The sequence below is a fragment of the Caballeronia sp. LZ003 genome (assembly GCF_031451465.1).
Lineage (GTDB): Bacteria > Pseudomonadota > Gammaproteobacteria > Burkholderiales > Burkholderiaceae > Caballeronia.
Genome location: NZ_JARUXJ010000004.1, coordinates 761,505 through 782,824, shown reverse-complemented (window position 1 = coordinate 782,824; position 21,320 = coordinate 761,505). Strand labels below are relative to the sequence as shown.

Here is a 21,320-nt window from a genome sequence, read left to right as displayed (position 1 = left end):
GGTCGGGAGTCGGCTTGAATCGGGCTGAGTCGTGCGTTGGGCGAGCGAGCCGTCATTATCGATGAAATGCACGCTTCGGCCTTATTGCATCAAAAAGCAGCGCGCGGGAAACCGGTTCGAGCGCTGCTTTTGAAGCTCGCATGGGCGCTTGGGGCGCAAGCGTCGATCAGTCCTGCACCCGGCTCGCGAAGTGATCCGCGGCCATGAGTCTGAAGGCCGTCACAGCGGGATTATCCTGATCCACGCGCCATGCCATGCTCATTTCCGCCTGCACGTGATTGTTGGCGATATGCCTGAACTCGACGTTGTCGTAATGAAAGCGCTGCGCCGACGCCGGCAGGATGCTAAGACCAAGCCCCGCGCGCACGAGCGAGAGAATGGTGGGCGTCTGGTCGATATATTGCGTGAAATGCGGGTTCACTTCTTCCCTCGCGAGCATGCCCATGATGCGGTCGCAGAAGTATTTGCCGTGAACCGGCGAGTGCATGATGAACGGCTCTTGATCGAGTTGCGGCAGGGCGATCTCGTCGTAAGCGCATAGCTCGTGACCGGCGGGCAGCGCGACGATCAGCGGCTCTCTGTCGATGAGCAGAAATTCGAGCTGTTGCCGCGAAGGCAAGGGCCGCAGAAAGCCGAGGTCGATGGTATTGGCCGCGAAGGCCTCGATCTGCGCGACGGAAACGAGTTCGAGCAGGACGACATCGATATCGGGCAGCGCGTGCTTGGCCGCGACGAGCAGTCGCGGAATCAACTCGTAGCCGGCCGCGCCCGTGAAGCCGAGCCGCACGCGTCCCGTCTTGCCCTTGCTCGCGCGCCGCACCGTGCTTTCCGCTTGCTCAGAGAGATTCAGGAGGCGCGCGGCATCGGCAAGGAAGACACGCCCTTCCGGCGTCAGTTTGACCGTGCGGCCAACGCGTTCGAACAACAGGACGCCGAGATTCTCTTCAAGCAGATGAATCTGCCTGGAAAGCGGCGGCTGCGTCATGTTGAGCAGCGCAGCCGCACGCCTGAAGTTCAGTTCCGTCGCGGCGGCGACGAAGCAACGCACTTGTCCGAGATCGAGCATGCGGAATCGACTTTGACGAAATAGCCGATCATTATAGGTCGAGGCTCGCGAGTGGCTCCTGCGTTGCTTTACGGCCGTGCATGCATCAGGTCGTCAGGCTGCCTTCGGGACGCTGCCCGGCAAGCGCCTGCGCGATGCTCGACAGCACCATCTCGCCCATGGCCGTGCGCGATTCCACCGTCGCGCTCGCGCGATGCGCCTGCAACACCACGCGGTCCATGCCGAAGAGTTCGGCGGGCACGTTGGGTTCATCGACGAATACGTCGAGACCCGCGCCCGCGATCACGCCGCCCTGCAACGCCTGCACGAGATCGCTTTCCACCACGAGCTTGCCGCGCGCGATGTTGATGAGATAGCCGTCGCGGCCCAGGGCGTCCAACACGGCTGCATCGACGATGCCTTGCGCTTTATCGGCGGCTGCGGCAAGCACGAGGATGTCGCTGTCGCGCGCGAGTTGCAGCAGGTCGGGCACAAAGCGATGCGCAATGTCGTCCATGTCGCGTACATCGGTATAGGCGACAGGACAGCCGAACGCCGCGGCGCGCACGGCGATGGCGCGCCCGACCTTGCCCATGCCGACGATGCCCACGCGCTTGCCGCTGAAACGGCGTGACAGCGGAATCGCAGCGGGGCTCGGGTTTTCAGGCCACTTGCCGGTCTTCACGAAGTCGTTGCCCGGACAGATTTCACGCAACACCGCGAGAATCAGGCCAATGGCGAGATCCGCGACGTCCTCGGTCAAGGCGCCGAAGGTGGCTGTGACCGGAATGCCGCGCGAACGGGCGTACGCGAGATCGACGGCATCGGTGCCCACGCCATTGACCGCGATCACCTTGAGCGCGGGCAGTTTGTCGACGAGATCGTTGGAGATGCCCGTATGGCCGCCCGTGATGACGCCTTCGATCGCAGCGCCATGCTCGCGGATATACGCGTCCTTATCGTCCACCTGAAAGAGACGATGCATGATGTAGAGCGACTCCAGCGTCTCGTTGATCGCGGGAACGAGGATGGGGTTCAGTTGCAGAATGCTCGGCTTCGTCGGCTTCAATTGGGTGGCTCCTTTGGGTCGTGTCTCGCCTGCCATGCGCCAGGCCGCGATGTCGACGGATCATGTCGCCTTTTGCGTGGCGCGTCCAATCCCAAAGCGCTATCAACTGATACCGTTATTGGCGTGCTCTCAAAGGTATCGCTCGATCGATTCAATCCGGGAATCAGGTAATAGCAATAAAAGATTGGACGCCCAAAATCACCACCCCGACAATGGGATCACCGGCAGGAACACCATAAAAAAGCCTTGCATACAGATCGGAGACACAGCTTGAAAACACGCCGCTTCTTTTCCCCTTCTGCATCGCATTCCACCCAGTCGGTCCATCTCGGCGGCAACGCGCGCTGAAATTCATCTGTTGCAGCATCGCGCGGAAAAGGCGTCGAAGCGCTGAAGCCGTATGAACCGGAGGAAGACGAATGAACAATGCCGACAGCGTCGCGGGCGCGGCGAAAGCAGAACCGATCGCGGAGAAACGAACCAGCCATCGCTGGGTAGTGATGGGCCTGATCTTCTGCATCTGGGCCATCGCGTGCGCGGACCGCGCCAACTTCGGCTTCGCTTTGCCGTATCTCAAGAAGGAATATCACATCTCCAATTCGGAAGCGGGGATGATCGTCAGTCTCTTTTCCTTCGCTTACGGTTTCGTGCAGATTCCGGTTGGCCTGCTCTACAAACGGCTCAGTGAACGCACCACTGGCATTCTGTTTTCCGTCTTCATGCTGCTGACATCGGTCTTCACGGGCTTGATGGGAACGACGTCCTCGGTATTGCTTTTGATGACGTATCGCGTGGGTCTGGGGCTGTCGGAAGGGCCGCTCGGCATTGGCTGCACGAACGTCATCAACCGCTGGTTTCCGACGCGCGAAAAAGGCACGGCAGCAGGACTCTGGATCGCCGCATCGAAGCTCGGACCGTTGATCGTGCCTTCGGTGTGCATCATCGTGATCCAGCTTTGGGGCTGGCGCGAAATCTTTTATGTGTTCGCCATTCCGGGCATTCTCTTTGCCGTCGCATGGATGTTTCTCGTCACGAATTCGCCGAGCGAAAACCGCTTCTGCTCGCCCGCGGAACGCCGCTATATTCTCGATGAATCCGCCACCGATGGCTCGACCGGCAAGCTTGTGCGCCGTGGCGAAATGGAGCCCATGCCCTGGCTCGACGGCATCAATCGCACGAAGCGCGTGGCGCCGCTGGAAACGGTCGGGCAAGTGTTCCGCTCGTGGAATATCTTCGGCATTGCGCTGGGCTATGGCTGCATGATCGGCATCAGCAACATCTTCATCTCGTGGATCCCCACGTATCTCGTCACCGTGAAGGGTTTTGCCTCGGTGAAGATGGGCTTTCTCGCTTCGGCGCCGTTCATCGGCGCGGTGGCGGGCAACATGCTCGGCGGCCTGATCTCCGACCGTCTGCTCGGCGGCCGCCGCAAGCCGATGATGATGCTCGGCGCGCTCGGCACCATGCTCATGATGTTCGCGCTCATCGACGCGCCGGACAGCGTGGTCTATCTCGGCGCGGCGTTGATTCTCTCGGGCCTCATGCTCGGCATCGGCTTCGCGGGATACTCGGCGTATCCCATGGGACTTGCAAGCAAGGCGACGTATCCGACTGCATTCGGTATCGTCAATTCGCTCGGGCAGATAGGCGGCGCGTGCGCACCGCTCGCGGTGGGCTTCCTGCTCGACAGCTATAGCTGGACCAGTGTGTTCCTTTACATGCTCGGGACGTCGCTGCTCTGTTTGCTGCTGTTGTTCAGCGTGGTCGAGCCTGCGTCCGGAAAGATAGAACGAGTTTAACCAGCGTTCGCTTCTGCCAAGGGCCGCGATTGTCTCGCGGCCTTTTTTCATGGCGATTACAAACCGTTCTCCACCATCGTGAGCAAGCGCTCGGCAAGCGGTTCGATGGCTTCGCCGGGCAATCCCTGCAACGGCCCTTCGATCAGCAAGAGCGCGAAGCCATGCACCGCGCTCCACGCGAGATATTCGGCTTCTGGCCGGCTTGACGGATCGAGCGCGCCGGCATCCACCATCTCATCGAGGGCGCGGCTCAACAACTGAAAGGGATCGAGCCCGCCCGGCCCCACGCCATACGAGGCTTCATGCTCGCCCCACTCGGTTGGCGGCGCGGTGAACGCGGTGCGAAAGAGACCCGTCTCGGTCTGCGCGAAACGCAGATAACCCACGCCGACCGCGCGTAGCCCCGCCTTCGCGGCATCGGCACGCTTGCGCTTTTTCGGCCGCGCGGCGAGTTCTTCCTCCATTGCTTGCGCGACCGCCGATAACGCCGCGGAACGCACGGCCGTCAACAACTCCTGTCTACTTCCGAAGTGACGATACGCGGCGTTCGGCACCACGCCCGCGCGCCGCGTGACTTCGCGCAGCACGATGGCGTCCGGCCCGCCGTCGCGTGCGAGCGCAATGCCGGCATCGATCATTGCGCGGCGCAAATCGCCATGTCGATACGTGCTGCGCGGCTTGGCTTTTGTCATTTTTATAAGCGAGGTTTTACCTATGTGGACACTGTCCATTATCTCTGCTATTTTTTGTGGACGGTGTACACAAACAAAAATATCGCCTGAAACAAAGGCTGTGTCGTTGCATTGTCACGACTCAGGTTCAACGTCATCGAGGAGAAGGTCATGGTCGTCAAGAACGAACGTGCGCAAGATGAAGCACGCATCCGTGAACTCACGGAATCGTGGCGTCAAGCCGTGCTTGCAAAAGACGCGGCTGCGCTGGTGACTCATTACGCGGCGGATGTCGTCGTGTTCGATGTCGTGCCGCCCGCATCCTTCAAAGGCGTCGAGCTGTATCGCGAGCATTGGCAGCGCTGGTTCGACAGCATCAGCGGCCCGCTCGTGTTCGAGGTGCGCGATCTGCACGTGGCGGTGAGCGGCGATCTCGCGTTCGCGCATGCGGTGAATCGCGTGGCCGCGGGCGGGCGCGACGACGTCGTGCGTGCAACCGTGTGCTTCAGAAGAATCGACGGCGACTGGCGCGTCGTGCACGAACACGCGTCGGTGCCATTGACAATGGATATGGACCCCGACGAGTCCCAGTAATTCACCTGGCAACTCACGCATTACTCAAGGAGCAGACATGCAAGTGCAACCCTATTTGTTCTTCGAAGGCCGCTGCGAAGAAGCGATCACGTTTTATCGCGAGAGTCTCGGCGCACAAGTGCTGATGATGATGCGCTTTCGCGACAACCCTGACGCCGGCAAATCCGGTGGCGGCAGCGAGGCCGCGAGCGGTTGCGGCATGCCGCCTGGGTCGGAAGACAAGGTCATGCATGTGGCCTTTACAGTGGGCCAGTCCATGCTGATGGCGTCCGACGGCATGTGCAGCGGCAAGCCGAATTTCCAGGGCGTGTCGCTGTCCATTTCCACGGAGGACGAGCAGGAAGCCGAAAAGTTCTTCCACGCACTATCGGACGGCGGACAGGTGCAGATGCCACTCACGCAGACGTTCTTCGCCAAGCGCTTCGGCATGGTGCAGGATAAGTTCGGCGTGTCGTGGATGGTGGTTGGCGGCGCGGAAAACAAACCCGCCTAGGTATAGCTCTTGCGCGCTTCTGGTCGTAACTTAATCGAGGAGAAGCGCCATGATCAATGCAGGCAGCAACAATTACGCGGGACGTTCGCAAGAGGAGCGCATCGAGCAGCGCAAGGGCGAGAAGCAGCCCGCGCAGGAGCAACCGGGCGGCCATCTGGCCGAACCGGGCACCGAGCCTGACAAAGACAACAGTAGCGGCACGCTCAACGAAGACGGCAAGCAAGTCTGGCGGACGGGCTCAGGCATCGACGGTGGAGGAAAGACCTGACCCCTGATAGGGTCCGAAAACATGGAACAATACAGGGGTGCTATCCGCACTTTCGATGTGAAAGGAGCTAATAATGAGCGCCCCGCGCAAAACCCATTTTTCCGATTCGGACATCCACGCTAAACCGGCCGATCGTCCGTCCCGCGAGGAAGCCGAAGCCGCCGTGCGCGTTCTCTTGCGCTGGGCGGGCGACGATCCGCGTCGCGAAGGCCTGCTCGACACTCCGGCGCGTGTCGTGCGGTCGTATGAAGAGTTCTTCGCCGGCTATCAGCAAGACCCGCATGAAATCCTTGCCCGCACTTTTTCCGAAGTGCAGGGCTACGACGAGATGATCGTCCTGAAGGACATTCGCTTCGAGAGCTATTGCGAGCATCACATGGTGCCGATCATCGGGCGGGCGCACGTCGCGTATCTGCCCCGAGAACGCGTGGTTGGCATTTCCAAGCTCGCGCGTCTGGTCGACGCCTTCGCCAAGCGCCTTCAGATTCAAGAGAAGATGACCGCGCAGATTGCCGATACGCTCAACGAAGTGCTGCAACCGCTCGGTGTCGGCGTGATTCTGGAAGCCGCGCATCAATGCATGTCGACGCGCGGCGTGCACAAGGCGGGCGTGTCGATGGTTACATCGCGCATGCTTGGCTCGTTCCGCGACGACCCATCGACGCGGCGTGAGTTCTTGTCTATCGTCGGCACTCAAAGCGTGTTCAACGTCTCGAACACTTAGAGCTATCAAGCGCCGTAACCGTTGCCCGGTGAATCGGCGCCGCTGCCTTCGCGGATCTTGCCCTGCGAAACGCTGCTGCCCGGCGGCACGCTGTGCGTGAGCCAAACGTTGCCGCCGATTACCGAGCCCTTGCCGATGACCACGCGCCCGAGAATGGTCGCGCCCGCGTAGATCACGACATCGTCCTCGACAACCGGATGCCGCGCGTTGCCTTTCACGAGCACACCGTCGCTGCTGGAGGGAAAGCTCTTTGCGCCCAGCGTCACGGCCTGATACACGCGCACATGCCGGCCGATCACGGCCGTTTCGCCGATCACCACGCCCGTGCCGTGATCGATGAAGAAGCTCGGCCCGATGGTCGCGCCCGGATGAATGTCGATACCCGTCAGCGAATGCGCGATCTCATTGATGAAGCGCGCGAGCAGCGGCACGCCCAACCGATGCAACGCATGCGCGAGCCGGTGATGCGTCATCGCCCAGATGCCGGGATAGCACAGCAGAATCTCGGTGATGTGCTGCGCGGCGGGGTCGCCCGTGAAGGCAGCCTGAATGTCGCTGACGAGCAGCGCGCGAATCTCCGGCAACTGCGAGCCGAACTCGCGCGCAATGGCGAACGCTTGCGCCGTGACCTCTGCTTCGCCCGTCTCACGATGCTCGGGCAAGAAGCGCAGCGCGCGGCGAATCTGCTCATGCAAGAGACGCAGGGTGGTTTCCAGCGTCTGGCCGACGTAGTAGTCGACGCTTTCATCGGTCAGATCGGGCGCGCCGTAGTGCGTGGGAAAGAGCGCGGAGCGCAGGCCGTTGACGATCCTCACGATCGCCTCGCGCGAAGGCAACTCACGTATGCCAAGCGGATGCCGCGTGCGATGCAGTTCCTCGCGCGATTGGCGTAAGTCGGCGACGATGCGCGACAAGCCCCATTCGTGGGGCGCGTGAGTGGAAGAATCGGATGGCGCTGCCTGCTCGGGTAAGGACTTGTTCTGCATGTCTTCTGGGCTGGCGTTCGGAGGCCGCGCAGTGGCGGCGGATGAACACTAAGCGTAAACGGTTTTGCGCAAGCGTGCTGCGTGTACGGCCTGCGGATTAAACGGTAACGTGACTTGCGTCAATCCATCGGACGGCCCAATCGCGGCCGTGCGCGATGGCTTCCCCCTCGTTGCGAAATCGCAAGTCCGCAGGGAAGAATCGGTTCGCAACGAGCTCGCCGTCGCTGGATCGCGAAATCACGACGTACGGCTGATAATTGCCATCCCCCGTCCTGGCTGGCGCACAGTTGAGTAGATAGCCTCGATGTGAAAAGGCTGCATCTTGTTGCATGAGTCACCTGTGTGAAGTGCCCTGCTCGTTCGTATGACTTGCTCAACCAGCAGCCGTACTGGACACGCCCTCCTTGTTGCTCGCGTCCCGCATTCGCGCTTTGCTGCCAGCAGGTTCCAAATAATACTTGCAGGAAATCCGCTTGGCATTCAAAAAAAAGCCTTAAAAATTCGATGACGATTGAGTGTCCCGCCTGCAAGGGCTGGAGTTCCGTCGCCAAATTTCCGGAACGAGTCTTGCGTGAGGAAAAACGGTTTAGCCAGTTCCCAAGGAGCAGGAAATGAATAACGCCGAATCCAACGAGTCGCAAGACAAGCAAGCGGATCGCGCCGCCGACAGCCCGATCAAGACGCCGAGCGCAGAGACTGCGCGCGTGAACATGAGCGATGCGAAGAAGGCCGAGTCTGGCCGCGAGGCGCATGCGGGCGCGGGCGCGGGCGCGAAGCAGGAAAGCGCGGGCCAGGCCGACCGCAATATCGGACCGCTCGGCACGCCGGAGTCGCGGCCGCGCGGCATCGACGTCGCCAACGACGAGACCCTCGACGACACCGTCGATGCCGATGGCAAGAACATCCAGGCGAAGCGCTATGAGCAGATGCAGGCCACCGATCCGGATGCCGTCATCAATTCGAACGCGACGCATGCTAACCATGTCGCCGAGCAAGGCGACGGCTTTGGCGGGTTCGACAGCCGGCCAGGTCGCAACGGAATATTGCTGGCGCTAGATCACGGTTATCGCGTGATCGACCGCGGGATGGTGCCGCCAAGCATTCGCGCCGTCGAGGAAAATCAGGTTTATGTAAGCCGCGACGCGCATGGCAACACCTTGCGTGGACGTAAGCATTACGCCCTGAATCACATGCGGCCTTCGCGGCTTTTCGAAATCGACAAGTCGTAACGTAGCGCGGCGCCACGCTGGCGTGACGCCACTAAAAGCCACGCGCGAAGCGTGGCTTTTTTCATTTCTTCTGATCTTTCTCTTCATCCGGCTCGATACGCGTGACGCCGCCGGTTGCTGGCGGGTCGCTTGCCGGGAAAGTATCTTCCACGGCTTTGTCGACGTCTTCCTCGTCGCGCTCGGAGTGAGGATTTTGCTCTTTCTGGTTGCTCATGTTCGGCTCCTGTCGTGGTGAAAGCTGATGTTCAGCGAGCAACGCGTGTTCCTCCGACGAACGTCAATCGCTCAGGCACGCCGTATGCTCATGTCATGCAACGAAAAAACGCCTGAGAACAGGCATGAGAACGACAGCGCGGATAACGCGTTAATCGACTGAAGCGCGACCAAGGGGAAGAACAAATGGCCACGATCGAAGCCTACGAAAGCTACGCGAGCGACACCGCCGCATCCGTCCCAATAGATAACACGCGTCCTCCTGAGCCGCGCACGGCGGCCGAACAGCGCTTCAGATCCGCGCTCGTGTGCCTTGGCGCGGCGTACGCGCTGTCATGGGCCGAACTCGCGCTAGCTATCGCGATTGGATTTCCGGGCGATGCGTCGAGTCATCCGCTCGCTGCATCTATTGTCTCGCGCTTGCTTGTCGGCTTGCTTTATCTGTGCGTCGCCGCGCGACTGCAGTGGGCGCGCTGGATGACTGTCGCGCTCGGCTTCGTGTCCGTCATGTTCGTGGCGCCGACCATCGCCCTGCAATGGCATGCGTTGCCGACCGGCGCAATCATTTGCGGTGCGGCACTGGTGTGCAAGCTCGCGGCATCGCTCTATCTCGTCTCGCGGATGCCGCCGCGCGCTACAGCCTGAATCGCGTAGGCCTTGCGCTCGGTGCCGGGACACGTTCAGATTTTAAGAAAGCATCGGCTTGAACGCGCCGCGCTCACACACGGCGCATTCTGAATGGCTTAACCGCCTTTTGCGCCCTGCGTATTCACATAAAGCGCGTACAGGCCGTGACTTGCCGCCATGAACAGCCGGTTGCGATGCCTTCCCCCAAAACACACGTTCGCGCAACGCTCCGGCAAATCGATATGTCCGATCGCCTCGCCTTGCGGCGTGAAAACGCGCACGCCGTCGAGTTCCGCGTCGCCCATACCCCAGCCACACCAAAGATTGCCGTGGATATCCACGCGAAAGCCATCCGGCGTACCGCGTGCGGCGTCGATGACGAGGCGCGGTTCGCCTAGCTTCCAGCCGTCGTCGAGCACATCGAACGCGTGAATCGTGCGTGGCGACGAACGCGATTCGACGACATACAGCACCGACTCATCGGGCGAAAAAGCCAGCCCGTTCGGCCCGATGAAGCCATCGAACACAAGCGTGACCTCGCCGCTTTGGCCGTCGACGCGATACACCGCGGGCTTCAATTGCGCCGTCTGCTTTTCGCCTTCGTAATAGCCGTCGATGCCGAAAGGCGGATCGCTGAACCAGATCGAGCCGTCCGACTTCACGACCACATCGTTCGGCGAATTGAGCGGCTTGCCCTGGTATTGATCCGCGAGCACGGTGATCGAACCGTCGTACTCGGTGCGCGTCACGCGCCGGGTGAGATGCTCGCACGTGACGAGCCGCCCTTCGCGATCGCGCGTGTTGCCGTTGGCATTATTCGACGGCTTGCGGAATTCGCCGACCTGCCCGCTTTCTTCGTCCCAGCGCAGGATGCGGTTGTTCGGAATGTCGCTCCACAGCAGATAGCGGCCATCGCCGAACCATACCGGGCCTTCCGACCATCGCGCGCCCTGATACAGACATTCCACCGACGCCGATGCCAGCCTCAACGCATTGAAGCGCGGGTCCAGCACACGGACGGCAGGGTCGGGATAGCGGCGCTCGTTGCTTGTCATGCTTGGGGTCTCCTCGGTTTGGCTCAAGTGGATCAATTCGGTCCCAGCTCGCCATCGCGCAGGCGCCAGAGATTGAGCGGGTTGTCATCGGCAAGCGATTCCGGCAAGAGCGCTGCCGGCAAATCCTGATAGCAGACCGGCCGCAGGAATCGTTCGATTGCCATCGCGCCGACCGAAGTCGCTCGGCTGTCGGAAGTCGCCGGGTACGGGCCGCCGTGCACCATCGCGTACGACACCTCGACGCCGGTCGGAAAGCCGTTCGCCAAAATGCGGCCCACTTTGCGTTCGAGCACGGGCATGAGCCGGCGCGCGAGATCGATGTCGTCGTTGTCCATCAGCAAGGTCGCGGTCAACTGGCCTTCCAAACGACGCGCGACGTCGATCATCTCGTCCTCGCCCTGACACACAACGATGATCGACGTGGGCCCGAAAATTTCGTCGGCGAGCTGCGGCACGGTCAAGAACTGCTCCGCCGTCACGCGATACAGCGCCGGCAACGCGCCGCCCTTGCCAGCTGCGCCACCTTCCTGCTTGCCCGTTGCAATGCGTTCCGCTCCCGTCGCGTCGCGTTCCTTCACGCCGTTCGCGTAGGCGTCGGCGATGCCCGCGGTCAGCATTGTCTGCGTGCCCTTCTTTTCGAGCGCGGCCGCCGCGTGATCGATGAAGTCGTCGAGATCGGAATCCGCCAGCGCGATCACGAGGCCGGGATTCGTACAAAACTGGCCGACGCCCAATGTCACCGAATCGATATAGCCCGAAGCGAGCGTATCGCCGCGCTTGGCGAGCGCGCCCGGCAAAGCGAAGACCGGATTCACGCTGCTCATTTCGGCGAAAACGGGAATCGGCTCGGGGCGCTTCGCCGCGATGTTCACGAGCGCGAGGCCGCCGCGGCGCGAGCCCGTGAAACCAACCGATTTGATCGCGGGATGCGCCACCAGCGCCTCGCCGATGGCATTGCCCGCGCCGACCACCAGCGAGAACACGCCTTCGGGCAGGCCACTGTCGGCAACGGCTTTCTGGATCGCGCGTCCCACGAGTTCCGACGTGCCGAGATGAGCCGGATGCGACTTGACGACGACAGGACAGCCCGCCGCGAGCGCCGACGCCGTGTCGCCGCCCGCGACCGAGAACGCCAGCGGAAAATTGCTAGCGCCGAACACGGCAACCGGACCGACCGGAATCTTTTGCAAACGCAGATCGGAGCGCGGCAACGGCTTTCTGTCGGGTTGGGCGGAATCGAGCGTCGCGGCAAGCCATCGGCCTTCACGCACGAGCGACGCGAAGAGCCGCAGTTGTCCGACCGTGCGCGCGCGTTCGCCTTCGATTCGCGCCTTCGGCAACGCGGATTCCGCGTGCGCACGGTCGATCAGCGTATCGCCGAGCGCGATGATGTTGTCCGCGATCGCTTCGAGAAACTGCGCGCGGGTTTCCAGCGGCGCGAGACGATACGCGTCGAATGCGGCATCCGCGAGTTCGCAGGCACGCGCGACTTCGGCGTCGCCGCCACCGCCGAAGACGGGTTCGAGTTCGATGTCGCGTGCGGGATCGAAGGCGCGCAGCGTGGCGTCGGTGCCTCGTACGGCCGATGCGCCGATCAGCATTTCGCCGGTGATCTTCATGTCAGCTCCTTGTATCGATGAGGCCGGATGCGCCTTCTTTCATTAAATCCGAGGGCGCGCGGCAATGAACGTGTCGACGAACGGGCGCAGTAAGCGTGCCGCGTGCGGCGCTGCGCGTCTTGATTTAAGTGACCGGCGACGCGAGGGAAGCGTTCCGCGAATGCATGAGCGACGCGTGTCGTAGCTGCGGTGATCGCGTCGAAAAGCTAGCACACTGGCGCCAGAAAGGTACCAAACCGTGGAAGGCGCAGCCGATCGTACTAAAGCGCGGCAGCCGTTCAGCCTGACCGCCGCGCCTTACGCCGCGTCTTTCGCCGAAGCCCCAGCCCGCCGAAAAGTGATATGCGAAATCCGCCGCACGAGCAACGCCGCCACCAGCGCGGCCACTGCGGTCAACATCACGCCGATGTGAATGGACTGCACGAGCGCGTCGCGGGCAGCATCGAAGAGCGCGGGAGCATCGAGCCCGGCCGTGCGCAGTTCGGACAGCAGTGTGTCGCGCAACGCTTCATCGACGAGAATGCGCGGGTCGATAAAACGCGGCCGCCACTGCGACGCCGCGCTCGTACCCAGAACGCTGATCGTGCGCGAAACCACGCTCGCGTAATGATGCGCGACGATCGTCCCGACGATACTCGTTCCGAGCATGCCGCCGACCATGCGTGTGGACTGCAAGAGCGCCGTTGTGATGCCGAAACGCTCGCGCCCCGCGATCTCCTGCCCGAAGATGTTCATGTTGTTGAGCACGAAGCCCAAACCAATGCCGACCGCGCCCATCGGCAGCTCGATATACAAATAGGGCGTCGTTTCCTGCGCGAAGGCAAGCGCCACCGACGCCAGCATCAGCAGCGTGAAGCCGATGGTGAGGATCATCGTCGGCTTGCGCAAATGAATGACGATACGCGTGTTGATGAAGCTGCCAAGCGCAATGCACGCGGCAATCGGCGTGGCGAGCAACCCCGCCTCCTGCGGCGAAAGGCCGAAGCCGCCCTGCAGCAAAAGCGGCGCGAAGAAGATCAGCGAGAACATGACGAAGCCGGCGAGGAACGACAGCGTGAACAACGTGACGAGTTGTGGCTCACGAAAAATATCGAGCGGGATGATCGGATGCGTCGCGCGCCGCTCGCAAATCAGAAGCGCCGCCGCGCCCACGATCACCGCGCCGCCGAGCGCGAGATTGCCAGCCGACAGTCCGCCTTTCGGCAGTGCCTCGATCAACGCCTGGAAACCGCCGAGCACGAGCGCGACGAGCACGGCGCCGGGCCAGTCGATCTTCACGCCACCTTCACGCGGCTGATGCAGATTCGGCAAATGCGCCCAGATGAAGTACAGCGCCAGCGCGCCGACCGGCAAGTTCACGAGGAAGGTCGAGCGCCAGCCCCAGTGCTGACTCATCCAGCCGCCGAGCGACGGCCCCGCCGCCGTGCCTATGCCGTATGCCGCCGCCAGCACCACCTGCCAGCGCACGCGGGCACGCGGATCGGGGAAGAGATCGGGGATCGCGGCGAACGCGGTGCCGACCATCATGCCGCCGCCCACGCCCTGCAAGCCGCGCGCAAGCGCGAGAAACAGCATGTCCGGCGCAAGTCCGCACAACACCGACGCCACGGTAAACGTGATCACCGCGGCGATCACGAAACGCTTGCGGCCGAAGTAATCGCCGAGACGTCCGAACACGGGCACCGTCACCACCGACGCCAGCAGATACGCGCTCGCGATCCACGCGTAATACTCGAAGCCGTGCAGTTCCGCGACGATAGACGGCAGCGCGGTGCTCACCACGGTCTGATCGAGCGCCACGAGCATGTTGACGAGTCCGATGCCGAGCATCGCGTAAAGCGCGGTTCTGAAGGCGAGTGCTGGCGGCTGGGTTTCGGTCATGCGGCGGGCTGGGAAAACGAGTCGGAGGAACGCCCATGGAATTTTTAAGCGGGCGCTGATGTCAGAAAGACGAATTGTACGGGTTAGCTTGCGGCAGATCGACTCAGCGCAAAATTAACCGCACGTCTTCGGACTACTCGCGCGCTATGCTGGAAGCGCCTTCTCGCCGTGCAATCCACGGTGAAACATCGACCGGGAATGAGGAAAACGTCATGTTCAAACGCATTGTCGTCGCCATCGACGGAAGCCGCACTTCACAGCGCGCCTTCGAAATCGCGCTCGATCTCGCTGTCACGCATCAGGCCGTCGTGCAGCCGTATTACGTCGTCGAGAGCGGGGCCGTGTACTTCGACGTGCCCGGCTACGATCCGAGCCAGTTGCAGAAAACGCTGGCGGAGGAAAGCTCCGACCTTGCTCGACAGGCGGCGGACGCGCTCAGGCAACGCGGCATCGAAGGGCAGGTCGTGACCGTCGAGGCCACCGCGAGCGACGACATCGCGATGCTTATCACCAAGGCCGCCGTCGACTTCAACGCCGATGTGCTGATCATGGGCACGCACGGACGCAAAGGCTTTCAGCGCCTGCTTCTTGGCAGCGTTGCTGAGCGATGCCTGCGGCAAGCCACGCTGCCCGTTCTGCTGATTCCCTCGGCAGCCAGCCCGGAAGGCGACGAGAGCGCCTAACCATGGACTAGCGCAAACGGATGCGCGGCATTTTGTCGCCAGGGTTAACAATCCCGCGATGGGACAATGGTTTTTGTCATCCATCAACAAAAGCGGCCGCCATGTCCGACATTTTTCCCTCACGGCGCAATCTGGCTCAGTGCTCGACCTGCGCCATGCGCCATCTCTGCATGCCCGAAGGCCTGAACGCTCGTGACATCGCCAAGCTCGAACATGTGATCTCGGTTACGCGTTCGGTGCGGCGTGGCGAAGCGCTCTACCGTGCGGGCGCTCCGTTCGATTCGCTGTTCGCGTTGCGCTCGGGGTCGATCAAGACCGTGGTCATCCGCGAAGGCGGACGCGAACAGGTCACGGGCCTCTTGCTGGCGGGCGACGCGCTCGGGCTCGACGGTATCGGCGAAGGCGAGCATGCCTGCGACGCGATCGCGCTCGAAGACAGTTCCGTGTGTGTCATTCCGTATGCGCTTTTCGAGCGCATGTGCCGCGAAACCGACACCCTGCAAAAGCGGATGCTTCGCATGCTCGGACAGGCTATCAATCGCGAGGCGGATCATGTCCTGCAACTCGGCCTGCTGCGCGCCGAAGAGCGCGTTGCACGCTTGCTGCTCGATCTATCCATGCGGCTCGCCAAGCGGGGGTATGCCACGGCGGAGTTCACGTTGCGCATGACGCGGGACGATATCGGTAGCTATCTCGGCATGACGCTTGAAACCGTGAGCCGCACGCTCTCGCGTTTCGACAAGCTCGGCCTCATCGAAGCGAAGGGCAAATCCATTCGCATCAACGATTTCGAACGCCTGCGCAGCATCTGACGCAAAGCCTTGCGCGGCGCGCCTTGCGCCGCGATTGTTAGACAAAACGCGCATAAACCGCGTGGATTTTTCAGTTGGCACGCGGTTCGCTACGCTTTAATCTTTCTGATTGGCCAAGCCACGGAGATTGGGCGACATGAATCGCGAACCTTCCCTGCGTCACCCGTTGCTCGACCGGCTCGCCGAGGCGCGTCGCGTGACCGACGAATTGTTCGATATCGTCAAGCCGGAGCATCTTTACGACCGGCCGATTGCCGAACGGCATCGCATCGTTTTCTACATCGGGCATCTCGAAGCCTTCGACCGTAATCTGCTCGACAAACGGCTCTTCAACCTGCCGGACTTCAATCCTGCCTACGACCAACTCTTTGCTTTCGGCATCGATCCGGTCGATGGCGGCTTGCCCACCGATCAGCCCGCCGACTGGCCCACGCTCGCCGAAGTGCGGGCGTATCGCGACCGCGTGCGCGCGGATATCGACGCGCAATTCGATCCGGTGACCATCGCCGCACGGCCGCTTTCCGCCGACGAATCGCCCGCGCAGTTGCTGGAAGTCGCAATCGAACATCGGCTGATGCATGCCGAAACGCTTGCCTACATGCTGCATCAATTGCCAGTCGATAGAAAAATCGCGCCGGCGAATGCGATTTCGCAGCGAAACTCCGAACGTGAACTTTCCCACGAGACGGTGAGCGTGCCGGCCGGAACGGCGACACTCGGGCTGACGCGCGAAGGCGGCATGTTCGGTTGGGACAACGAGTTCGGCCAGGTTCGCGTGGACGTGCCTGCGTTCGAGATCGACCGCCACATGGTGACGAACGGCGACTATTTGCGCTTCATCGATGCCGGCGGCTACTGGAATTGTGCCTATTGGACCGATGCCGACTGGGCGTGGAAGGAGGAGCAACGCGTGGCGCATCCGGCCTTCTGGATTCCCGCCGAAAGCGACAGCTCCGATGGCTGGCGACTGCGCACGATGTTCGAGGAAATCGAGTTGCCGCTCGACTGGCCGGTGTACGTGAGTTATGCCGAGGCGAACGCCTATGCGCGCTGGGCCGGCAAGGCGCTGCCGAGCGAGGCGCAATGGCAGCGCGCGGCGGAGGGTGCGCCGCACGAAGTAGAAGGCAACTTCGACTTCCGGCGCTGGGACCCCTCACCCGTGCAGGCGTATCCGGAGAATCGCAGCGGCTTTGGCGTCGAAGGCCAGTTCGGCAATGGCTGGGAATGGACCTCGACGGTATTCGGGCCGCTCGAAGGCTTCGAGCCCTTCCCGTTCTATCTCGGCTATTCGGCCAATTTCTTCGACGGCAAGCACTTCATCATGAAGGGCGGCTCACCGCGTACCGCGGCATGCATGTTGAGACCAAGTTTTCGCAACTGGTTTCAAGGGCATTACCAGTACGTCTACGCCGGGTTTCGCTGCATAAGTGCCTGAACGCCTGATTGCCTGACGTGTATCGCGCAAACGAAAACGCCGCCGGTTCCATTGCGAACCAGCGGCGTTTTTATGTGAGCATCAGAAATCCGTCGTTACCGACAACAGCACCGTGCGCGGCGCGCCTTGCAGCAAATACCCGCCGCTCGTCGACGACCAATAAGACTTGTTCGCCACGTTGAGCACGCTTGCGCGGAAGGTCGTCGGACGGCCGAAAACCGCTGTCGAGTAGCGCGCGCCGAGGTCGAAGGTATCCCACGCCGGGATCGACAACGTGTTGTTCACGTTCAGATACTGCGAGCCCGTGTGGATCCAGCGCGCCGTTAGCGTGAGGCCGTTCAGCATCGGCACATCGTATTCTGCGTTCAGGTTGAACATCATGGTCGGCACGCCGATCGGCTTGTTACCGTTGGTCACGGCCGTGCCCGTGTCCTGCTGCGTCGCGTTGATGTAAGTCGCGCCCGCGATCAGGCGCACGCCCTTTACCGGCTCGCCGTACACCGATGCCTCCACGCCGCGATGGCGCTCGTCACCGTCCGCGACGAAGAAGCCCGCGGTGTTGGTGTAGGTCATCGGCTTTTCGATCTGGAATAGCGCGAGCGATGCGCCGTACTTGCCGTTGTCGTACTTCGCGCCGACTTCGTATTGCTTCGACTTCTCGGGCGCGAGTTGCTGGCCAAAGTTGAGCGCGGTGTTGGGCGCCGTGTCGCCGATGGTCAGTGCTTCGCTGCGATTCGCGAACAGCGCCACGTTTTCCCACGGCTTCACGACCAGGCCGAAGACCGGCGTCGTGATCGACTGGTTATAGTTCGCCGTCTGCGCTCCGGTGTACGAGTAAGAATTCGACAGCAATTCCTGGTGCCGGGCGCCAATGGTGAAGAGCACGCGATCGTTCAGGAAGCCGAGCGTATCCGACACGGAAATGCTGCGCAGCAGATTCAGCGCGGTGGTCTGCGGATCTTGCAGATTGCCGCCCGTGAACGCGTTAGCCGGATAGCCGACTTGCGGCGTGTCATACAGACTCGTCGGGAACGAACCGGAAAGCGTGTAGGCCGACTGCGAATCCGTCCGTACGATCGACGCGCCCGCCGCCACGAAATGCGACACCGGTCCCGTGTTGAAATGACCGTGCACACCCGCTTCCGCCGACGTGTTGTCCTCCTGGTGCGGCACGCCGAGACGCGTGGCCGTCACGCCAGTCGCGCTCACCGTGGGCGACGAATACTCCCCGTGCTCGTTGGTGTGACGCGTGCCGCCCGTCACGTAAGCCGTCCAGCCAGGCAGAAAATCGTATTCCGCGCGCAGGATGCCGACGGTATCTTCGAGCGATGAATAGCTCCACGTCTGCGCATAGTTATACGTGGCCGAGGGCGGCTCGGGGATGTAGTTCGCCGAGTCGTTGACCGTCGGCCGGCCGCCGTTCACGCGCTGGCGCTGATACAGAAAATCGCCGTAGAGACGCAGCTTTTCGCCGCGCCAGTCGAGCGACACGGCCGTCGTATTGTCGCGCCGATGTTCGCCGTCGATACTCGTCTCGCCGTCGTGATTCGCCTGGTTCACGCGAATACCGAACTGCCCTTCGCTGCCGAAACGGCGACCCACGTCGACATGCGCGCCGAAATCGCCCGAAGCGGTTTCCTCCACCGTCACGCGCGTAAGCGGCTTATCGTCCGCGCGCTTCAACTGCAGATTCAAACCACCGCCCACCGCCGAACCGCCCGGCGATGCGCCATTCAGAAACGCATTTGCGCCCTTGAAGACATCGACGCGTTCGAGCGCGTCGGTCGCGACGAGCTGGCGCGGCGTGATGCCATAGAGACCGTTGAGCGACACATCGTCGCCCTGCAACTGGAAGCCGCGAATGACGTAGGTCTCGGCGAAGTTGCCGAAGCCGTAAGACGTGCGCACTGACGGGTCGTTCATCAGCACGTCGCCGATAGTGCGCGCTTGTTGATCTTCGATCAGCTTGGACGTGTAAGTCGTCATGCTGAACGGCACGTCGAGCATCTTCTGCTGGCCGAGCACGCCAAAACTTGCGCCGCGCGCGACTTGGCCGCCTGCATAAGTCGGTTCGAGCGAACCGGGCAACGCTTCTTTCGATGCCTGAATCTTGACCGCAGGCAAAGTGTTGGCGGGAGAAGCACTGTTATCGGTGCTGGATGGAGCGTCGGCAGTTTGAGCTTGGGCCGACACGGAAAACACGACGGCGATAGCGGCAACGATAGCGGCGCGATGAACAAGCGCCTTGGCAGGCAAGGCCTGCGCGGAATTCGAACGGAACACGGGCATGAATCGGAAGAACGTCGGTGATGGTCGATTACCGTCCCAGGGCAAGGGGAATCCGGGCGGGATTATTTTGGCGAACGCCGAAAGGCTCACGCACGTTCGGTCTGTTCTATTGTCGCCGGCATTATAGGGTAAATGCGATTCGTTATCATTAACCGCATGGAAAATTTGTAGCGACGCAACATTCAGACGGCTGTCCAAAGGCAAGCGCATCTAAATTCGATTTTTCGGCAGGCCCGGTGCAGGTCGTTGACGTGACATCCCGCGAAATAACTTCTGCATGGTTTTCAACGAAGCCGATCGCTAAAGTGACTTCATTCGCAACCCACTGGAATCAAGTGAAATCATGGAATTGATCGGCAAAATCACGACGTACATGATGGCCATCGTGCTTGTTGCATCGATGACCGAAGCGTTCGTGCTGCATGGCAAGTACAAAGGCACCGACCGCGCGTTTGACTGGCACGAGTTCTGGATCTCGCTCGCCGATCTGATCGGCCGAAAGCTGCTCGCATTTTTGCCGCTTTCGCTAGCAACGCCTGTGTTTCATTTCGCGTGGGAGCACCGTATTCATACCGTCGCGACCAACGACATGCTGACGATCTTCCTGCTCTTCATTGGCCAGGAGTTCTGCTACTACTGGTATCACCGCATCGCGCATACGGTGCGCTTCTTCTGGGCGAGCCACGCGGTTCATCACTCGCCGAACCAGTTGACGTTGTCATCCGCTTATCGGCTCGGCTGGACCACCAAGCTCACGGGTTCGGCCATCTTCTTCACGCCGCTCTCGTGGCTCGGCGTGAAACCGGAAGTGGTGATAGCCGTCGTGTCCATCAATCTGCTCTATCAGTTCTGGTTGCACGCTACGTGGATACCCAAGCTCGGCTGGCTCGAATACGTGTTCAACACGCCCTCTTCACACCGAGTTCATCATGCTTCGAATGCCACTTACCTGGATGCCAACTTCGGCGGTGTGCTGATTATCTTCGACCGGCTGTTCGGCACTTACGTGGAGGAACGCGCCGATGAACCCTGCCGCTACGGCCTGACAACGCCGACCACTTCGCATAACCCGGTCGTCGTGGAGACGGAGCACTGGGTGAGCCTTGCAAAAGACATGGCCGGTGCAAAGCGCGTTTCGGATGCCGTGTCCTTCGTGCTTCGCCCGCCGGGTTGGTTGCCGAACGGTCAAGGCGAGACGACGCAGGAACTGCAGCGCAGGCAGAAAGACAGCGTACAACCCGCGCAGGCAGGTTAAACGGCAGTTACACACTTGAACGAAGGCGGATCGTGCGATCCGCCTTTGTCGACTGTCAGCCGCAGCGTTCGTTAGAACGTGACGCTTTGACTGATGACCGTCTGACCGTTGACGATGATGACGGAACTGGCAGTGCCCGTTTGCGTCGGTGCGGCAGGCGTGCTCGGCGAGTACGGGCCGGTGCCCGTGCCCTGCTTCACAGCGCCGCCAGCGATATTCGATTGTGCCAGTGCAATGCGATCGATCTTGATCATTTCAAACCTTTTCTGGTTATGTGGGGCGACAGTCCGCTTTCAGCAAACATGCTGTCGCCAGATACTTAAGCTGTCGACAACCGGAGCCACCAGGCTCGGTCGTTCGAAAGCAAGCGGAACCCCAATCGTAACCAAGCTGCACGAAAGATACTTTATTAAACGTCCTAAATATGTCTGTCGTTTGGCAAGACGCATATACGTTGCGCTGCCAGTCGGCCGGTAACGATTTAGACCGGTTGCAAAACTCAAGCTATTCGGCCGTACATGGCGCGGACGACGCGGTACGCGCTCTGCAGCGAATAAGCCAGCGTACCCAAAG

General features: G+C 61.4%; 22 protein-coding genes. 11 read left to right on the top strand and 11 right to left on the bottom strand.

Annotated features, from left to right (window positions below; genetic code table 11):
* Positions 1 to 166: 166 nt before the first annotated feature.
* The gene (locus tag QCE79_RS27735; protein WP_309849365.1) at positions 167 to 1,066 is read right to left on the bottom strand and encodes a LysR substrate-binding domain-containing protein; all 900 of its coding nucleotides are present in this window, start codon (positions 1,064 to 1,066) and stop codon (positions 167 to 169) included.
* An 85-nt stretch (positions 1,067 to 1,151) separates the two neighbouring features.
* Positions 1,152 to 2,114: a 2-hydroxyacid dehydrogenase gene (locus QCE79_RS27730; RefSeq protein WP_309849362.1), complete on the bottom strand. Its 963-nt coding sequence runs from the start codon at positions 2,112 to 2,114 to the stop codon at positions 1,152 to 1,154.
* A gap of 419 nt (positions 2,115 to 2,533) precedes the next feature.
* Between QCE79_RS27730 and QCE79_RS27725 the strand changes: the two genes are divergently transcribed.
* Positions 2,534 to 3,913 carry an MFS transporter gene (locus QCE79_RS27725; protein WP_244828654.1) on the top strand — a complete coding sequence of 460 codons (1,380 nt, stop codon included), beginning with the start codon at positions 2,534 to 2,536 and terminating at the stop codon, positions 3,911 to 3,913.
* A gap of 56 nt (positions 3,914 to 3,969) precedes the next feature.
* Here the strand turns inward: QCE79_RS27725 and QCE79_RS27720 are convergent, their stop codons facing one another.
* Positions 3,970 to 4,605: a TetR/AcrR family transcriptional regulator gene (locus QCE79_RS27720; RefSeq protein ID WP_309849358.1), complete on the bottom strand. Its 636-nt coding sequence runs from the start codon at positions 4,603 to 4,605 to the stop codon at positions 3,970 to 3,972.
* Positions 4,606 to 4,755: 150 nt separating this feature from the next.
* On the opposite strand from QCE79_RS27720, the gene QCE79_RS27715 reads away from it, so the two are divergent.
* From QCE79_RS27715 to folE, 4 genes are all read left to right on the top strand, one after another.
* A complete protein-coding gene (locus QCE79_RS27715) occupies positions 4,756 to 5,178 on the top strand; it encodes a nuclear transport factor 2 family protein (protein WP_250466624.1) in 423 nt (140 codons plus the stop codon).
* A 37-nt stretch (positions 5,179 to 5,215) separates the two neighbouring features.
* On the top strand, positions 5,216 to 5,671 hold the full coding sequence (locus QCE79_RS27710; RefSeq protein WP_250509881.1) for a VOC family protein: 456 nt from the start codon (positions 5,216 to 5,218) through the stop codon (positions 5,669 to 5,671).
* Between the two features lie 49 nt (positions 5,672 to 5,720).
* Positions 5,721 to 5,939: a hypothetical protein gene (locus QCE79_RS27705; protein WP_309849350.1), complete on the top strand. Its 219-nt coding sequence runs from the start codon at positions 5,721 to 5,723 to the stop codon at positions 5,937 to 5,939.
* 73 nt (positions 5,940 to 6,012) lie between these two features.
* Positions 6,013 to 6,663, top strand: a complete 651-nt coding sequence (folE, locus tag QCE79_RS27700; RefSeq protein WP_244828667.1) for a GTP cyclohydrolase I FolE — start codon at positions 6,013 to 6,015, stop codon at positions 6,661 to 6,663.
* A gap of 5 nt (positions 6,664 to 6,668) precedes the next feature.
* On the opposite strand, the gene epsC is transcribed toward folE, so the two are convergent.
* Complete coding sequence (epsC, locus tag QCE79_RS27695) at positions 6,669 to 7,649, bottom strand: serine O-acetyltransferase EpsC (protein WP_250466620.1); 981 nt, start codon at positions 7,647 to 7,649, stop codon at positions 6,669 to 6,671.
* A gap of 97 nt (positions 7,650 to 7,746) precedes the next feature.
* Positions 7,747 to 7,980 (bottom strand): hypothetical protein, encoded by a 234-nt coding sequence (locus QCE79_RS27690; RefSeq protein WP_244828671.1) that lies wholly within the window; start codon positions 7,978 to 7,980, stop codon positions 7,747 to 7,749.
* A 280-nt stretch (positions 7,981 to 8,260) separates the two neighbouring features.
* On the opposite strand from QCE79_RS27690, the gene QCE79_RS27685 reads away from it, so the two are divergent.
* Positions 8,261 to 8,878, top strand: a complete 618-nt coding sequence (locus QCE79_RS27685) for a DUF3005 domain-containing protein (RefSeq protein WP_250466619.1) — start codon at positions 8,261 to 8,263, stop codon at positions 8,876 to 8,878.
* 61 nt (positions 8,879 to 8,939) lie between these two features.
* On the opposite strand, the gene QCE79_RS27680 is transcribed toward QCE79_RS27685, so the two are convergent.
* Positions 8,940 to 9,092 carry a hypothetical protein gene (locus QCE79_RS27680; protein WP_244828674.1) on the bottom strand — a complete coding sequence of 51 codons (153 nt, stop codon included), beginning with the start codon at positions 9,090 to 9,092 and terminating at the stop codon, positions 8,940 to 8,942.
* A 185-nt stretch (positions 9,093 to 9,277) separates the two neighbouring features.
* On the opposite strand from QCE79_RS27680, the gene QCE79_RS27675 reads away from it, so the two are divergent.
* Positions 9,278 to 9,736 carry a hypothetical protein gene (locus QCE79_RS27675; protein ID WP_309849342.1) on the top strand — a complete coding sequence of 153 codons (459 nt, stop codon included), beginning with the start codon at positions 9,278 to 9,280 and terminating at the stop codon, positions 9,734 to 9,736.
* A 98-nt stretch (positions 9,737 to 9,834) separates the two neighbouring features.
* On the opposite strand, the gene QCE79_RS27670 is transcribed toward QCE79_RS27675, so the two are convergent.
* The 3 genes from QCE79_RS27670 to QCE79_RS27660 form a co-directional block, all read right to left on the bottom strand.
* Complete coding sequence (locus QCE79_RS27670) at positions 9,835 to 10,773, bottom strand: SMP-30/gluconolactonase/LRE family protein (protein ID WP_309849340.1); 939 nt, start codon at positions 10,771 to 10,773, stop codon at positions 9,835 to 9,837.
* 32 nt (positions 10,774 to 10,805) lie between these two features.
* Positions 10,806 to 12,392 (bottom strand): aldehyde dehydrogenase (NADP(+)), encoded by a 1,587-nt coding sequence (locus QCE79_RS27665; protein ID WP_250509875.1) that lies wholly within the window; start codon positions 12,390 to 12,392, stop codon positions 10,806 to 10,808.
* Positions 12,393 to 12,689: 297 nt separating this feature from the next.
* Positions 12,690 to 14,222 (bottom strand): MFS transporter, encoded by a 1,533-nt coding sequence (locus tag QCE79_RS27660; protein WP_250467442.1) that lies wholly within the window; start codon positions 14,220 to 14,222, stop codon positions 12,690 to 12,692.
* Between the two features lie 263 nt (positions 14,223 to 14,485).
* Between QCE79_RS27660 and QCE79_RS27655 the strand changes: the two genes are divergently transcribed.
* The 3 genes from QCE79_RS27655 to QCE79_RS27645 all read left to right on the top strand — a co-directional run bounded on the left by QCE79_RS27655 (position 14,486) and on the right by QCE79_RS27645 (position 17,203).
* Positions 14,486 to 14,956, top strand: coding sequence for a universal stress protein (locus QCE79_RS27655; protein WP_309849336.1), 471 nt, complete (start codon positions 14,486 to 14,488; stop codon positions 14,954 to 14,956).
* 101 nt (positions 14,957 to 15,057) lie between these two features.
* Complete coding sequence (locus tag QCE79_RS27650) at positions 15,058 to 15,768, top strand: helix-turn-helix domain-containing protein (protein ID WP_309849333.1); 711 nt, start codon at positions 15,058 to 15,060, stop codon at positions 15,766 to 15,768.
* Between the two features lie 136 nt (positions 15,769 to 15,904).
* Positions 15,905 to 17,203, top strand: coding sequence for an SUMF1/EgtB/PvdO family nonheme iron enzyme (locus QCE79_RS27645; protein WP_309849330.1), 1,299 nt, complete (start codon positions 15,905 to 15,907; stop codon positions 17,201 to 17,203).
* Positions 17,204 to 17,284: 81 nt separating this feature from the next.
* Here QCE79_RS27645 and QCE79_RS27640 read toward each other — a convergent pair whose 3' ends face one another.
* Entirely contained in the window at positions 17,285 to 19,492 is a 2,208-nt protein-coding gene (locus QCE79_RS27640; protein WP_309849328.1) for a TonB-dependent siderophore receptor, read from the bottom strand.
* Between the two features lie 343 nt (positions 19,493 to 19,835).
* On the opposite strand from QCE79_RS27640, the gene QCE79_RS27635 reads away from it, so the two are divergent.
* The gene (locus QCE79_RS27635) at positions 19,836 to 20,747 is read left to right on the top strand and encodes a sterol desaturase family protein (RefSeq protein ID WP_309849326.1); all 912 of its coding nucleotides are present in this window, start codon (positions 19,836 to 19,838) and stop codon (positions 20,745 to 20,747) included.
* Positions 20,748 to 20,818: 71 nt separating this feature from the next.
* Here the strand turns inward: QCE79_RS27635 and QCE79_RS27630 are convergent, their stop codons facing one another.
* Positions 20,819 to 21,001: a hypothetical protein gene (locus QCE79_RS27630; protein WP_250466609.1), complete on the bottom strand. Its 183-nt coding sequence runs from the start codon at positions 20,999 to 21,001 to the stop codon at positions 20,819 to 20,821.
* Positions 21,002 to 21,320: the final 319 nt, after the last annotated feature.

Excerpts from the sequence above, each read along its gene's own strand:
- QCE79_RS27735 (WP_309849365.1), bottom strand. The coding sequence starts at position 1,066 with ATGCTCGATCTCGGACAAGTGCGTTGCTTCGTCGCCGCCGCGACGGAA.
- QCE79_RS27725 (WP_244828654.1), top strand. The coding sequence starts at position 2,534 with ATGAACAATGCCGACAGCGTCGCGGGCGCGGCGAAAGCAGAACCGATC.
- QCE79_RS27720 (WP_309849358.1), bottom strand. The coding sequence starts at position 4,605 with ATGACAAAAGCCAAGCCGCGCAGCACGTATCGACATGGCGATTTGCGC.
- QCE79_RS27715 (WP_250466624.1), top strand. The coding sequence starts at position 4,756 with ATGGTCGTCAAGAACGAACGTGCGCAAGATGAAGCACGCATCCGTGAA.
- QCE79_RS27710 (WP_250509881.1), top strand. The coding sequence starts at position 5,216 with ATGCAAGTGCAACCCTATTTGTTCTTCGAAGGCCGCTGCGAAGAAGCG.
- QCE79_RS27705 (WP_309849350.1), top strand. The coding sequence starts at position 5,721 with ATGATCAATGCAGGCAGCAACAATTACGCGGGACGTTCGCAAGAGGAG.
- folE (WP_244828667.1), top strand. The coding sequence starts at position 6,013 with ATGAGCGCCCCGCGCAAAACCCATTTTTCCGATTCGGACATCCACGCT.
- epsC (WP_250466620.1), bottom strand. The coding sequence starts at position 7,649 with ATGCAGAACAAGTCCTTACCCGAGCAGGCAGCGCCATCCGATTCTTCC.
- QCE79_RS27690 (WP_244828671.1), bottom strand. The coding sequence starts at position 7,980 with ATGCAACAAGATGCAGCCTTTTCACATCGAGGCTATCTACTCAACTGT.
- QCE79_RS27685 (WP_250466619.1), top strand. The coding sequence starts at position 8,261 with ATGAATAACGCCGAATCCAACGAGTCGCAAGACAAGCAAGCGGATCGC.
- QCE79_RS27680 (WP_244828674.1), bottom strand. The coding sequence starts at position 9,092 with ATGAGCAACCAGAAAGAGCAAAATCCTCACTCCGAGCGCGACGAGGAA.
- QCE79_RS27675 (WP_309849342.1), top strand. The coding sequence starts at position 9,278 with ATGGCCACGATCGAAGCCTACGAAAGCTACGCGAGCGACACCGCCGCA.
- QCE79_RS27670 (WP_309849340.1), bottom strand. The coding sequence starts at position 10,773 with ATGACAAGCAACGAGCGCCGCTATCCCGACCCTGCCGTCCGTGTGCTG.
- QCE79_RS27665 (WP_250509875.1), bottom strand. The coding sequence starts at position 12,392 with ATGAAGATCACCGGCGAAATGCTGATCGGCGCATCGGCCGTACGAGGC.
- QCE79_RS27660 (WP_250467442.1), bottom strand. The coding sequence starts at position 14,222 with ATGCTCGGCATCGGACTCGTCAACATGCTCGTGGCGCTCGATCAGACC.
- QCE79_RS27655 (WP_309849336.1), top strand. The coding sequence starts at position 14,486 with ATGTTCAAACGCATTGTCGTCGCCATCGACGGAAGCCGCACTTCACAG.
- QCE79_RS27650 (WP_309849333.1), top strand. The coding sequence starts at position 15,058 with ATGTCCGACATTTTTCCCTCACGGCGCAATCTGGCTCAGTGCTCGACC.
- QCE79_RS27645 (WP_309849330.1), top strand. The coding sequence starts at position 15,905 with ATGAATCGCGAACCTTCCCTGCGTCACCCGTTGCTCGACCGGCTCGCC.
- QCE79_RS27640 (WP_309849328.1), bottom strand. The coding sequence starts at position 19,492 with ATGCCCGTGTTCCGTTCGAATTCCGCGCAGGCCTTGCCTGCCAAGGCG.
- QCE79_RS27635 (WP_309849326.1), top strand. The coding sequence starts at position 19,836 with ATGGAATTGATCGGCAAAATCACGACGTACATGATGGCCATCGTGCTT.
- QCE79_RS27630 (WP_250466609.1), bottom strand. The coding sequence starts at position 21,001 with ATGATCAAGATCGATCGCATTGCACTGGCACAATCGAATATCGCTGGC.